Annotated in this window: 9 protein-coding genes; all 9 read right to left on the bottom strand. The window is 70.7% G+C overall.

Features of this window, described 5'->3' with window-relative positions; translation table 11 throughout:
- Window positions 1–45: 45 nt before the first annotated feature.
- On the bottom strand, window positions 46–849 hold the full coding sequence (locus tag WME89_RS52575; protein WP_438007018.1) for a phytanoyl-CoA dioxygenase family protein: 804 nt from the start codon (window positions 847–849) through the stop codon (window positions 46–48).
- Between the two features lie 267 nt (window positions 850–1,116).
- Complete coding sequence (locus WME89_RS52570) at window positions 1,117–1,794, bottom strand: hypothetical protein (protein ID WP_438007017.1); 678 nt, start codon at window positions 1,792–1,794, stop codon at window positions 1,117–1,119.
- Window positions 1,795–2,335: 541 nt separating this feature from the next.
- Window positions 2,336–4,741 carry a methyltransferase domain-containing protein gene (locus WME89_RS52565; RefSeq protein WP_438007016.1) on the bottom strand — a complete coding sequence of 802 codons (2,406 nt, stop codon included), beginning with the start codon at window positions 4,739–4,741 and terminating at the stop codon, window positions 2,336–2,338.
- 52 nt (window positions 4,742–4,793) lie between these two features.
- Entirely contained in the window at window positions 4,794–6,086 is a 1,293-nt protein-coding gene (locus WME89_RS52560; RefSeq protein WP_438007015.1) for a DUF1552 domain-containing protein, read from the bottom strand.
- A gap of 356 nt (window positions 6,087–6,442) precedes the next feature.
- Window positions 6,443–7,759: a DUF1552 domain-containing protein gene (locus tag WME89_RS52555; RefSeq protein WP_438007014.1), complete on the bottom strand. Its 1,317-nt coding sequence runs from the start codon at window positions 7,757–7,759 to the stop codon at window positions 6,443–6,445.
- A gap of 52 nt (window positions 7,760–7,811) precedes the next feature.
- Complete coding sequence (locus WME89_RS52550) at window positions 7,812–9,509, bottom strand: DUF1592 domain-containing protein (protein WP_438007013.1); 1,698 nt, start codon at window positions 9,507–9,509, stop codon at window positions 7,812–7,814.
- Window positions 9,510–9,836: 327 nt separating this feature from the next.
- Window positions 9,837–9,992 carry a hypothetical protein gene (locus WME89_RS52545; protein WP_438007012.1) on the bottom strand — a complete coding sequence of 52 codons (156 nt, stop codon included), beginning with the start codon at window positions 9,990–9,992 and terminating at the stop codon, window positions 9,837–9,839.
- 231 nt (window positions 9,993–10,223) lie between these two features.
- Window positions 10,224–10,766, bottom strand: a complete 543-nt coding sequence (locus WME89_RS52540; RefSeq protein WP_012241655.1) for an inorganic diphosphatase — start codon at window positions 10,764–10,766, stop codon at window positions 10,224–10,226.
- Between the two features lie 221 nt (window positions 10,767–10,987).
- Window positions 10,988–13,414 (bottom strand): DUF1592 domain-containing protein, encoded by a 2,427-nt coding sequence (locus WME89_RS52535; RefSeq protein WP_438007011.1) that lies wholly within the window; start codon window positions 13,412–13,414, stop codon window positions 10,988–10,990.
- Window positions 13,415–13,446: the final 32 nt, after the last annotated feature.

Genomic DNA, 13,446 nt, shown 5'->3' with positions numbered 1-13,446 from the left:
CGGGGCGCCGCGGGGGAGCGAGCCGCGGGCGGGCGACGGCGCGCGTCAGTAGGCGAAGGCCTGGTAGACCTCGGTCTCGTCCGGCGCGTCGAGCGAATCGACGACGGGGTTGAAGCGGAGCATGCGCCTCGCGCGCTCCGACAGCTGGGCGAGGCTCTCGCGCGGCACCCGGATCGAGACCTCCGGGCGGAAGAGCCAGCGGCGGCTGTACCCGATCACCACCATGGGCCGGGGCTCGCGCGTGCGGTTCGGGGTGCCGCGGTGGAGGCCGCGGACGTCGCGGACCATGACGTCGCCGAGCTCCATGGGAACCGGCTCGAGCGCTACCTCGCCTATCTCGAGGCGCCGCAGGCCCTCCGCCTTGGAGAGCATGTGCGTGCCGCGGGCGATCTCGATGGGGCCGTTCTCGGCGGTGATGTCGACAAGGGGGAAGTTGACGGCGAGCTGGAACGCGGGCGTCTCCTTCCCTGTCTCGGGGAAGAGCGGCGGGGTGTCGCGGTGGACGTCCTGGTAGTCGGACCCGAGGAGCGGAGTATCGGTCGCGAGCTGGACCATGGTCATGTCGGCACCGACCAGGCGCTCGACGACGCCGAGGATGGTCTCCTCCTCGTAGATGCGCGGCTCCGCGAAGGGGGCCTTGAACGGGAGGGTCACATAATAGCGAGCTGCCCCCCGGTTCTTGAGGTGCCCCTCGCGCGCTATGTGGGCCTCGAGGAGCGGGGAAAAGGCCTCACGCCACGAGAGCAGCAGGCTCTTCGGAATGAGGTTCTTTATCACACAGAACCCATCGCGCTGCGCTGCGTGGGCGAGCTCATCCATCTGGGCGCTGGTGTGGCGGGCTTGGCTCATGGTGTCGGCGCCAAGCTTGATGGGACTCCGCTGGAGTCGTCAAGCTCAGCGCTCACGCGCTGTCGATTCGAGCGAACCCGCCTTCGCCGGAATCATGGCCTCCGGATAGAAAGCGCCGCCCGAGGTGCCTGGCTCACGCGCCCGGCGGAGGGGTGAACAAGCGGGCTCAGCAACTTCATCACTGAGACGCTCGCGGGGCCATCGTGCTCCCGGCTCCGTCCGCCGATATCCGCATTCCCGCCGCACGGGTGTGGTGCGCCCCCGGCGTCAGCGCGCCTGCCGCCTGACCTCGCCGTCGCAGCGCGGGCAGCCCGCGCTGCGCGGCCGCGCCTCCTGCGCGAACGCGACGCGCCCGCAGCCCGCGCACACGGTCATGTGGCTCCGGTAGAGCTCCGCGTCGGAGAGGATCTCCGCGGCGAAGAGGCTGAGCACGATGTCGCTCAGGAGGTCGCTCTCGCGCGGCGCCGGCAGCCAGCCGGAGCGCTCGCCGACGACGCTCCACCGCACGCGCGCGCTGTACAGCGCCGCGCGGAGGAACCCGCCGTCGGGGTTCGGCGCCACGAAGTCGAGCAGCGCGAGCGCCACGCGCCGCCGCGAGCGCTCGACGAGGGCGGCGACCTCGCGGTGCCGCTCGTCGATGCCGGCGAGCTCCACAGTCTCGGCGCCGGGCTCGCGCAGCGCGCGCGGGGCCCTCATCCACCCGGGAGCGACGACGTGCTCGTGGAGCCACGCCGCGAGCTCGTGGGGCTCCCACGGGCGGGTCGTGACCTGCATGAACTGCAGCGCGCCGGCCAGGCTGGGGCTCGCGAGCATGCGCGCGCGAAGCGCCAGGAACGAGCCGGCCCGTCCGGCATCGACCTGGAGGCTCCGCCCGAGCACCTCGCTCCGGACGGAGCGGCTCGCAGGCCCGAGGCCAGCCATCGCGATCTTCAGGGAATTGCTCATAAGTTCCATGGAGGGGTTTCCGTCCCGCCTTGCGCGGCGGGGAGCGGCCGGTCGCCGGCGATGTGCGACGCGGTAAGCGTCCGGCGTGCCAGCCAGGAAATGCGGCAGAATCCCGCCACCTGGTGCGGGGGCGCGCCGAAAGCGCGCAGCTGGCCCGCCACCGTGAATGCAGCTGATGTCTCCAGGCCGCCGCCCGCCGCACGCGGGTGCTGTGCCGAGGCATCAGCCCGCAGGAGCGCCCCTGGCAACGGTGCTCGGAGGGCACCCCGTGCTCATTCCTGGTCCACGAGGGGGTCAATCTTGCGCACTGGCGCGGCGGGCGGACGGACGTCTGCCCGCGACGAACACGACATGATGCGGCGACTGGCCAGATGAGGTGTCCGGCGAGCTGGCCTGATCGTCCAGATAGCGAATCAGAACGGCGCCACGACGATCGTCGAGGAGCTGATCGGTGACGCCGGCCGGCGACACCGTCCACGGCAGGAGGCGTCGAGCCGCCGGGGACGACAGGGCCGCTGGCCCCGGCGACACGACGCCTCGCTCACCGCGGCCGCGGCGGGGCGATCGGCGCGCCGAGCGCGTGCGCCGCACGCAGGGCCACCACCCGGAGGTGACCGTCGGGCAGGTGCTCCCGGCCCGCGACGAGCGACGTCAGCGGCACCCAGTGCAGCCGCCGGGCTGACGCGGACGCCGGCGCGCTCGGGGGCGCTGCGGCGTCCAGGACTGCGGCGGCCGGGGCTGCGGCGGCCGGGGCTGCGGCTTCCGGGGCTGCGGCTTCCGGGGCGACCGCGGCGACCACGAAGGCGAGCGGCTGGACCAGCTCCGGCGTCAGCCCCGGGGACGGGCGATAGGCGCCGCCGAGCTCGACGGCCTCCCCCACCTGGACGCCGTACTCGATCTCCAGCCGCGCTCGCACGAACGCCTCGGCGTCGGCGAGCGCGCGCGCGCTCCGCGGCAGCCGCCACGCCGGCGCGACGAGCAGCTCGCTGTTGCCCGAGAAGCTCTGGGCGGCCGGCAGATCGTGGTCGTCCACGCCCAGCAGGACCTCTCCGGACGGCGCGCGCGCGAGCAGCGCGGTCGAGACGGTCAGCGCGCCGAGCGCCCGCGGCACCACATACTCCAGCTCGCGCGCGGCCACGACGTCGCCCCCCTCGGCCAGCTCCTCGAAGCGCGCCCGCCGCACCTCGAGGAACCCGGCGCTGGCGCTGGGGTCCACCCGCGAGAAGCGCCGGCGGCTCGGGCGCTCGAGCAGGGCGGCGAGCGGCGTCGGCTGCACGACGGCCACGGCGCCGCGCGCGCCGACAGCGGCCGCCGCGCTCGAGCCGGGCTGACCCGCGCGCGCCTCGGCGAGCGCGATCTCGTCGCCGATCCACGGCCCGAACGGCAGCCCGAAGCGCGCCAGCAGGTCGTAGACGTTCAGCTCGAGCCGCGCGTCGGGCAGTCCGCCGACCTGCGCGGCGCGCAGCAGCTGGCGCGCCTCGATGGCGCGGATGCGGCCCGACGTGCTGAAGCCGGAGACGTTGTCCGAGGGCGCGTTCACGAACGTGGGCTCGACCTCCACCAGGATCGAGCGCACCTCTTCGAGGATGCCGCCCGGCGACGGGTAGTACGTGGTCCCGGGGATCATCCGGTGGATCGCCGCCGCCGGCACCCCGGCCGCCCGCTCCAGCGTGCGCTCGACCGTGTGCCCTACCGGGAACTCGGTCTGCACCACCGCGAGCGGCTCGGCGAGGTAGTCGGCCGGTCCGCTGCCGTCGAGGGGCGGCGTCTCCTCGCGGCAGGCGTGCGCGATCGGCCGCGGGTAGCTGGTCCGCGCCAGCACGTACGCGGTCTCGCCGGCGAAGAAGAAGGGCACGATGTCCAGCGTGGGGTGGGGCCTCGCCGCCAGGTCGAACACCCGCCCGGTGACGCGGTCCTGGTGGTGCTCGATCCGCAGGAACTGCTGGGGGCCCGCCGCGGGCCGGAGCCGGAACGCGACGCCCTGACCGGCCTTCACCTTCTCGCCGACGATCAGGTAGTTCGTGGGCGGACAGGGCAGCCGAGCCCCCGAGGTGTCGCGGAGCTCGAACCGGCCGGCGAACCGGTTCCGCACGATCCACGGGTTCCTGAGGGGCGTCGACGAGAGCACGCGCAGGCCGAGGCGGGCGAAGAGCGCCTCGAACTGCGCTTGCGAGAAGTAGGTGTACTCCTCCTTGACCTCGGCCTCCCAGTCGGCGCGGTAGTCCTTCCGCAGCACGAACTCGGCCGCGTGCTTGTGCGCGAGCCGGTAGCGGCGCCACCCGGGGCGCGGCGCGGGGAGCGCGCCGGGAGGCTCGCGATCGACGCGCGCGAGCGGGAACCCCGGCTCCGCCGACAGCGAGCGAAACTCGCCCGCGAACCGCTCGAGCAGCGCCGCCGTCGAGGCGCTGCGGGGATCGGGGCCGCCGTCGCCGTCGTCGCCGGGCACGTCGAGCAGCACCTGCCCTGGCCCCGGGTCGACGAAATCCCGCACCACCAGCACGCCGCCCGGCGCGAGCTGCTGCACCTGCGCCGCGAGCGCGTCGGCGGCGTTGGCGTGGCGGTAGCCGCCGTACGAGGTCACGTGGTGCAGCACCGACGAGTCGAAGATCCCGTCGAGGCTCTCCGGGGGGAAGACCGGCGCGGCGATGTCGCCCAGCTGGAAGCCGAGGTTCGGCTGCTGGTGGGCGCGGCGCGCGAGCTCGACCACGGTGGGATCGATGTCCACGCCGATCACCTCGAGGCGCGGGTAGAGCTGGGCCAGCGCGGCGCTGCCCTGCCCCGAGCCCATCCCCATGTCGGCGACGCGGCCCTCGCAAAGGAGGTGCGCGGCGGTGAGCGCCACCTTCTGGCGCATCGACGCGTCCATCGCGGCCAGGTACCGCGCGTACGCCGACAGGTCGTCTCGCCGTTGATCCGCCTCGTATCCTGCAGGCTCGCGCGTCGTCATGGCGGCCAGTGTACGCCTGGCGGGGCGCGCGCGGGGCGTCGCTCCGGTCGCCTCAGGAGGCTGCCAGGCCCGGGAGCGGCGACTTCGCCGCCAGGTTCGGATCGCCGAAGCCGCTGAAGCTCGTGACGCCCATCGCGTCGCAGAGGCTGAGCAGCACGCGCTCGTGGCGCTCGTTGCTCTTGACGTACCGGCCGCCGGGGCTCGTCTTGAGATAGCCGCCCTCGCCGCTCGCCAGGACGAACTTCATCTCGTTCATGTTGTGGTTCGGCGAGTCGCCCATGTCGCGACACCACGCGATCAGCGTGTTGTCGAAGAGCGTGCCCGAGCCGTCGGCCTCGGGGATCGCCTTCAGCTTCGTGATGAGGTCGACGAACCGCTGCGACAGCCACTTCTCCAGCTTGATCAGGTCGAGGTGCGCGGGAGCGCCGGTGTGGATCATGGAGCCGTGCTCCTCGCCCCGCAGCCCGATGTCCGGCAGCTCGACGTTCATGGCCTGATCCGAGCCCCACTGGATCGCGGCCACCCGCGTGATGTCGCACGCGAACGCGCCGACGATGAGATCCATGTGCGCGAGGTTGGCCGTCAGCGGGTTGGTCAGGTCGCCGGCGGGCGACGTCGGCGCCTTGCAGCCGCCGCCCTCGCCGGACGACGAGCCGGACAGCCGCGCCTCGATCTGGCGGATCGAGTCGAGGTGCAGCTCCAGCTTGCGCTTCTGCTCGGAGCCGAGGTCCCCCTCCAGCGTCTTGATCTCGTTCTTGAGGTGATCGAGCACGCTCCGGCGACGGCGCAGCAGGTCGTCCGACGAGGTGTTCGACGGGACCGCCGAGCCGAACAGGGTCGAGTAGGCGGACATGGGGGACGCGATGGTCGGCAGGTTGTCCGCGCGATAGTAAGGCGATCTCCCGCCGCTCACCGTGCTCTCGGCGCCGAGCAAGAGCGAGGGGATGGACGTCTTCACCCCGGCGGCGATCAGCTTGTCCGCGATGAACTGATCGACGGAGATCAGCCCGGCGGGGCCGCCGCCGAAGCCGAGGCCGGTGAGGCCGTCGGGGGCGCCGTGGTTGTTCCCTGGGTTCCCGCTGGGGAGGCCGTCCACGAGCACGATGTGCTGCTTCACGTCCGCGAGCGGCGCCGTGGCCTCGCTGAACGTGGGGGTCTCGCCGGAGACGCTCGTGGGCTTCCAGATCGAGGGGGCGGTGCCCATCGTGCAGAACAGGAGGAGCCGCTTGGGCTTCCGCCCGGGCGCCGCATCGGCGACGGAGTCGAGGAAGGGCGTGAAAAGGAAGCTGGCACCGACGCTCGCCCCGAGCCCCTTCAGAAACTCTCTACGACGATGACCGCGCATGAACGACCCTTTCGCTCGCTACCGATGTTCTGCAGTTGAAGCCGTGGGGCACACGACCCTGAACCGTTCTTGTACGGCGCGGCGCGCGCGCCCGCGCGGACCACGCCCTCTCGAGCGCGACGTCGACCGCTCAGCCTGTCCCCGGCCGAGCCCCACCCGACGTCGCCCGCGCGCGTCGACGGGATCCAGCTCTCGTCGTTTTCCAGCTTGCTGCGCGTCACGCATCACGCACGAGCCACCTGCTCTGCGTCACGCTCCAGCCATGAGCACCGCCCTGCAGCGCGAGCGTCCTGCGCTCGCCGCGACAGGCGCGTGGGGGCGCGCCTGTCGCGGCGAGGGGCGTCGCGCCCTTGGTCTCAGGTCGCCGCCAGGCCGGGGAGCGGGGACTTGGCACCCAGGCCCGGATCGCCGAAGCCGGAGTAGTCCGTGACGCCCATCGCGTCGCACAGGCTGAGCAGCACGCGCTCGTGCCGCTCGCTGCTCTTGATGTACCGGCCGCCCGGGGCCGTCTTCAGGTAACCGCCCGTGCCGCTCGCCAGGACGAACTTCATCTCGTTCTGGGTGTGGGCAGGCGCGTCGCCCATGTCGCGGCACCAGGCGACAAGCGTGTTGTCGAGGAGCATCCCCGAGCCGTCCGCCTCGGGCGTCGTCTTCAGCTTCTTGATGACGCCGACGAACTGCTCGTGCAGCCACTTCTCGAGCTTGATCAGCTTCACGTGGCCGGGGTCGTTGCCGTGGATCAGGCCGTTGTGCTCCTCGTCTGCCAGGCCGATCTCCGGGATGTTGACGTTCATCGACTGATCCGAGCCCCACTGGATGCCCGCGATCCGGGTGATGTCGCACGCGAAGGCACCGCAGATGATGTCCAGGTGAAGCTGGTTGGCCTTCATTCCGTTCGTCATGTCGCCGGAGGGCGCCGTCGGGACGGTGCAGCCGCCGGACCCTCCGCTACCACCCGGCATCGAGCTCGAGAGCCGCTGCTCGATCTGCCGGATCGACTCGAGGTGCAGATCCAGCTTGCGCTTCTGCTCCGACCCGAGGTCCCCCTTGAGCGAGGTGATCTCGCGCGTGAGGTTGTCGAGGATGCTCTTGCGCCGGCGCAGCTGGTCCTCCGCGGCGGCGTTGTTGCCCGGGTTGGACGTCGTCGGCGCCACCCCGGTGAACACGGTCGAGTACGCCGACATGGGCGAGGCGATCGGCGCCAGGTTGCTGCCCTTGTAGAAGCCCGTCTTGCCGCCGCTCGTGTCGGCGCCGAGCAGGAGCGAGGGAATCGGCGTCGACAGCCCGGAGCCCTTCAGCTTCTCCACGATGAACTGGTCGACGGAGATCAGCCCGTAGGGGCCCTGGCTGGAGTAGCCCATCCCGGTGAGGCCGTCGGCGGACCCGTGGTTGTTGCCCGGGCTCGCGCTCGGGAGCCCATCGATCATCACGATGTTCTCCTTCACCTCCGCGAGCGGCGAGGTGGCCTCGGTGAACGTGGGGGTCTCGCCGGAGACGCTCGTCGGCTTCCAGACCTCGGGCGCCGTGCCCATGGTGAAGAACACAAGGAGCCGCTTCGGCTTCCGCCCGGGAGCGGCGTTGGCGATCGAATCATAGAAGGGGGAGAACAGCAGGCTCGCCCCCACGCTGGCTCCGACACCCTTGAGAAAGTTCCTACGACTGTGGCTGCGCATGACCGATCCTTTCACTCGCTACCGCTCTTCTGGTGGGTTGCAGCCGTGGGGGTCACGGGCCTTGAACTCTACGGGTGAAGTGCGGCGCGCGCGTCAGCGCGAGCCACACGCTCTTGATGCGGAAATCGTCGGCCGCCGCTTCCTGCTGGACCTTCTCGTACGTGCAGCCGTCCTGATCCCAGGTGTCGCCGAACGCGTAGTACGACCAGTAACGGACCATGCACTCCTTGACGTCCTCGTTCGCAGCGAGGTAGTCGGCCAGCTCGGTCACGCCGTTGAAGCTGAAGTTCTCCCCGGCGGGCGGCGCGAAGACCGTGCCGGTCGCGTCGATGGGGAGCCCGGACTCGTCGTTCCGCCACCGACCGAACGTGTCGTAGTGCTCGAAGCCGAAGCCGATCGGGTCCGTGAACTGGTGGCAGCCGGAGCAGCTCGCGTCCGTGGTGTGCTGCTGGACCATCATGCGCGTGGTCGCCGGGCCCTCCAGGGGTTTGATGTTCGGATCGACGCCGGGCGGCGGGGGCAGGAGCGGCTGGCAGAGGAGACGGGTGCGGACCATCTTGCCGCGCTGGGTGGGCGAGGACAGCTTCGCGCCGCCGTGCCCGGTCAGGAAGCTGCCGTGGGACAGGATGCCGCGATCGCGCTGCCCGGGGGAGATCGTCACCCTCGTCAGCTCGGTGCCGCCGGCGCCGCCGAGGCCGTAGTGCGTGGCCAGGCTGCTGTTGATGAACGTGTAGTCCGCCTGCAGGAGGTTGGAGAACGTGCCGTTCTGGTTGAGCGCGGTGTCCACGATGAGCGCCTGCGTCTCGGCCATCATGTCCCTGCGCAGCTCGTCGCTGAGATTGAAGACCGTGTTGTCCTTCACCGAGGTGACCAGGCGGTTCAGCTGGAGCCAGCCGCGCATGAACCGCATCATCTCTGCCTCGGCGAGCGGACGGGTCGCCGGGTCCTCGAGGAGGCGCAGCGCGTGCTGGGCGATCTGGTCGCTGGTCAGCGTGACGCCCTGGGCGGCGGCCGCGTCGGCGGCCTGCAGCAGCGCCTCGTCCGGCATGGTCCCGGTCAGCAGGTACGAGAGGTTGCTCGCGACCTCGTGCGCGGTGAGCTCGTAGACGCCGCCGGACTCGTTGCCGATCTCGTGGCGGTACAGGAAGTACGGCGACTGCAGCATGGCGCTCACGACCACCTTGGCGCCGTCCTCGAACGTCTTCTCCGCCGCGAACAGGGCGTCGTAGGGCGCGAAGCGGTCGTCCGAGAGCGGCTCGCGGAACGCGCGGCGGCCGAAGTCGCGGATGAACTGGCCCCGGCAAGCCGCGTCAATCGCCCGGCAGGTGGCCGACGTGAGGGAGTCGAGCTTGTTCGTCACCGCCCACTCCGCGGTCGCCTCGGCCCAGTCCATGACCTGCTGGGCGGTCAGGTCGCGGATCACGAGCGCGTCCGCGTCGGCCGTGAACCCGAGCACCTGCGGATCGTTGAAGATGCTCGGGAGGGTGACGCTCGGATCCCGGAAGAGATCGCGGACGGTGGCGTCGAACTGGTCCACCGTCAGGCGCCGCACCACGCGCGGGCCGGGGGTGCCCAGGTCCGCGGCCTCGCACTCCGACACCTCGGGGATGTCGTGGGGCTGCGGCGGCGGCTCGTCGATGGGCGGCGTGCCATCAGGGGGGGTGGAGGTGCCGTCCTCGTCGGGGGGCGAGCCATCGACATTGCCCAGATTGCCCAAGCAACCGAGCGGACCGGCGAGGAGGAGTGCCACCGCCGAGTAGCGCCGGCACGCGCTCGCCGAGATTAAGCTATTAAGCGTGCTCATGATTGCTTGAGAAAAGCTGATGTCTGTCATGTTGTCAAGCCCCGATCAAGCGGTGTCGCCTCTAGATACCCACGATGTACCCGCGATGCTCACGTGCCCCAGCTGCAACTCATCACGATCTCGTCAGCGCTCATCCGCGCTCAACCAACGCTTCTGCCAACGCTTCTGCCAACGCCTCTGCCCGCCTCCGGGCCCCGCCTTCACCGTCATCGGCCGCTGTCGTTCGCGCTCGTTCGCGCTCGTTCGCGCTCGGACGCGCCGCGTCGTTGTGGCTCACGAGGCTGTCCGCCACGCGAGCGAGCTCGGCCTGTCCTCGATGCCGTGGCAGGGTCGGACCCGCTGGCTCGTCCAGCGCGCTTCGACCTCGAGCCTCGAGGCGAGCAGCTGGGCGAGCGCCTCCGTCTCCGTGAGCGTCGAACTGCGGTCCATGCCCGAGCTATAAGCAACCCGTGTGCCGCGCGATTTCCCGGAGATCGCGGGTGATCGAGGTGCCGGTTTCTTGATTTTTACGAGGAATGACGGGGGTGGACGCGAAGCGGTCCAGGAAGCGTGATCCACCTGGACCGCGATCCATCGGTGGTTCCCCGTGGCCGAGCTCGCCAGGGGCCGGCCGCCGTCAGCCCCTGGACCAGGCGCCGTCAGCCCCTGGACCAGGCGCCGTCAGCCCTTGGACCAGGCGCTGATCGACCGATAGCTCGCGACGGACTCCTCGATGACCTCCAGCGCGCGGTTCCGGTCGTACATCGTGTCCACCTCGGCGAGCTTGTTCTCCAGCGTCTTGTAGTCGATGAAGAACCGCATGAGCTCCTTGGTCACGTGCGGGGGCAGCTCCTCGTGTGTCAGGTAGTGGGCCACGGAGGGGTCATCGACGGCGACGGCGATGATCTTGTCGTCAACGCCCTTGTCGTCGCGCATGAAGAAGCCGCCGATCGCGCGCGCCCGCACGATCGTGAGCGGCACCACCGGCTCCTGCATCAGGACGAGCACGTCGAGCGGGTCGCCGTCGCCCGCGTGCGTCTGGGGGATGAAGCCGTAGTTGGCCGGGTAGTGCACGGACGAGTAGAGCACGCGGTCGAGCATCAGGAGCCCGGTCTTCTTGTCGAGCTCATACTTGCACTTCGATCCCTTCGGGATCTCGATGACGACGGGGAAGAAGTCGTGTCGGCTGTCGGGGAGCAGGATGTCGTGGAGCGGATGGGTCATTGAAGCGTCCTGGGCTTTCGCCCCGCCCGGGACCGGGCGAGGGGCGCGCAGGATAACAGAATTCCAGGGGTATTGGCGCGCCGCGTAGCGCGCGCCACCGACGCCACCCCTGCCGCCGACCGCGCCGGCGCGGCGCGCGGCGGTGGACCGGCGCCGGCGCTGGTCGCGCCGATCGGCGGTGGGCGGTAGGCCGATGCGCCGCCGCCGTGGCTCACTCCCGCTCACTCCCTCCAGCAGAAACCGAAGCTCGCGGACGCGCTCTTCTCGATCTGCGCGTTCCAGTCCACCCCGGTGAACTTCACGCCCGCGTTGCCCGCCTCGGCCACGGCGTTCCACACGTCGGAGAGCGTGCCGTCGACCTGGAGGGTGATCTCCCACGCCGCCTTGGCGTCGCCCAGGTTGGTGACCGTGACCGACTTGCATCCGCCGCTGTCCCACACCGAGTCCACCTTCTCCTCGACGTCGAAGTCCGCGTTCGTGGGCTGGGGCTCGTTGTCGGTGCCCGACGGCTCCGAGTCGCCGCCGGGATCATCCGTCGAGGAGCCCGGATCCGTCGCCACCTCGGCGAGGCGCTTCGTGAAGCGCGGCGACTGCGCGATCGCCTTGATGACGCCCGCGACGGTGAGGTTCTCGGGCCCGAGCTGCCCGGTGATCTGCTCCGCCATGCAGGAGAGCTCGGCCTGGTCCATGGCGCCGAAGCCGAAGCGGAGCCACTGGAGGGTGAAGCACGCCTGGGCGTCGGGGCTCTGCGCGAGCATCTGGGCGAGCTCGCCGGTGCCGTCGAACTCACCGCTCGTGCTCGGCGCGCCGACGATGTTGCCGCTCGCGTCCACCGGGTGCCCGTCGTCGTCGTCGCGGTAGCGGCCGACGCCGTCGAAGTGCTCGAAGCCGAAGCCGATCCCGTCGATGAGCGTGTGGCAGCTGCCGCACGCCTCGTTGTTGGAGTGCTCGGCGAAGCGCTCGCGGGTCGACTTCGTGGGGTCGGGCTGGGGCGGCTTGACGTCGAGGCCCGCGGGCGGCGGCGGCAGCGGCTGGCAGAGGAGCTGCTCGCGCACGAACTTGCCGCGGTGCACGGGCGACGACTCGGCGGCGTGCGCGTGGGAGCTGAGGACGCTGCCGAGGGTGAGGATGCCCATGCGGTTCGAGCCGGCGAGGTCGACCCGCGTCATGCCGTCCTCGTCCGCGGCCCCGCCGGGGGCCTGCAGGCCATAGAACGACGCGAGCTCCTGGTTCACGTAGGAGTAGTTCGCGGTGTACATCTCGTCGAGCGAGCCCGAGCCTTCGCGGATGAGGTGCCGCACGAAGGCCGCCGTCTCCTTCTCGATCGCCTGCCGGACCGGCTCCGTGTACTCCGGGTACGCGGCCATGTCCTTCGACGGCTTCGCGTTGAGCTGCAGCCACGTTTTGAAGAACCGGAGGACGCCGGCGTCGGCCCGCGGGTCCTGCATCATCCTGTCGACCTCCGCGGAGATGACCGCCGGCGTCGCGAGCTCGCCCGACTCGGCCTTGCTGAGGAGCTCGTCGTCCGGCATCGAGCTCCAGATCATGTAAGAGAGCTGGGACGCGATCTCGTGCGGCAGGAGCTGGTACGTGCCGTCCGCCGCGACGGCGCCGATCTCCGGGCGATAGAGGAAGTAGGGAGACTGGAGCGCGGCGGTGATCATCGCCTGGATGCCCGCCGCGAAGCCCTCGTCGGCCTTCACGCCGCGGTAGAGCTCCATGTACCGCGCGCGGTCCTGCTGCGTGAGCGGCCTGCGGAAGGCGAGCCGCCCGAAGCGCTCGAAGAACTCGGTGGCGCACGCGTCGTCTCCGGTCGCGAGCTCGCAGGGGACGAGCGCGCCCGGCGCCTCGATCACCCTGGCGGAGATGTCCTCGGCGGCGTCGCGCATGAGCTGGACGTCGGTCCCCGCGAACATGAGCGCGTCGGCGTTGTTGTCGAAGCCCTCGACGTTCGCGTCGGTCGGGAGGATGTAGCCCGTCGCGTCGACGCCGAGGAGGTCGGCCACCGTCCTGTCGAACTCGACGCGGGACATCCGGCGCAGGACGCGGCGCCCGGAGACCATGTTGGGCTCGCAGGCGATCGGCTGCTCGTCGCAGCCGACGCCCAGGGTGACGCGGTTGACGAACTTCTCGAACGCCGCGTATTCCTCGCTCTGGAACGGGATGAGCGCGCCGCCGGCGTGGCCCTCGGGGTGCCGGCCGGAGGGGCGCAGGAGGAGCGTCGACTCGCCGTTCACCTGGAGCGAGGCGATGCCGCGCACCGCCTCGAAGTTCGCCTGGAGCGCCTCGTCGGTGCCCGAGGTGTCGAACACCATGCGGGTCCCCTTCGCGAGGCCGCTGTCGGTGTGACAGACAGTGCACTTCGAGGACATGATCGGGTCCCAGAGGTTCGCCTTGAAGAACGCGACGTCATCGGAGCACCCCGAGTCCAGGGCGCCCGCGTTGTCTCCGCCGTTCGTCTCGTCGTCTCCTCCCCCGCCGAGCAGGTTGGTGCAGCCGGCGCCGGCGGCGGCCACCGTGGCGCACGAGAGCACGAGCGCGTAGCCGAGGCGCTGCCTCAGCGTGCGCCGCGGGGCGTCGCTCGTCGGCAGAGGCCGGGAGAGCGACGCATCCACCTTGTCGAGGGGTCCCGTCGTGTTTGTGTTCATAAGCTTGTTCCTCGTGATCCCAAGGTATGTGG

It is taken from the genome of Sorangium sp. So ce321, from assembly GCF_051530195.1.
In the GTDB taxonomy this organism is placed as follows: domain Bacteria; phylum Myxococcota_A; class Polyangia; order Polyangiales; family Polyangiaceae; genus Sorangium.
The sequence above is the reverse complement of the archived record's forward strand: the minus strand, read 5'-3'. Positions and strand labels throughout refer to the sequence as shown.

What these genes read in the sequence shown, in the direction of transcription:
- WME89_RS52540 (WP_012241655.1), bottom strand. Translation starts at nt 10,766, where the DNA reads ATGACCCATCCGCTCCACGACATCCTGCTCCCCGACAGCCGACACGAC.
- WME89_RS52565 (WP_438007016.1), bottom strand. Translation starts at nt 4,741, where the DNA reads ATGACGACGCGCGAGCCTGCAGGATACGAGGCGGATCAACGGCGAGAC.
- WME89_RS52535 (WP_438007011.1), bottom strand. Translation starts at nt 13,414, where the DNA reads ATGAACACAAACACGACGGGACCCCTCGACAAGGTGGATGCGTCGCTC.
- WME89_RS52575 (WP_438007018.1), bottom strand. Translation starts at nt 849, where the DNA reads ATGAGCCAAGCCCGCCACACCAGCGCCCAGATGGATGAGCTCGCCCAC.
- WME89_RS52545 (WP_438007012.1), bottom strand. Translation starts at nt 9,992, where the DNA reads ATGGACCGCAGTTCGACGCTCACGGAGACGGAGGCGCTCGCCCAGCTG.
- WME89_RS52555 (WP_438007014.1), bottom strand. Translation starts at nt 7,759, where the DNA reads ATGCGCAGCCACAGTCGTAGGAACTTTCTCAAGGGTGTCGGAGCCAGC.
- WME89_RS52560 (WP_438007015.1), bottom strand. Translation starts at nt 6,086, where the DNA reads ATGCGCGGTCATCGTCGTAGAGAGTTTCTGAAGGGGCTCGGGGCGAGC.
- WME89_RS52570 (WP_438007017.1), bottom strand. Translation starts at nt 1,794, where the DNA reads ATGAGCAATTCCCTGAAGATCGCGATGGCTGGCCTCGGGCCTGCGAGC.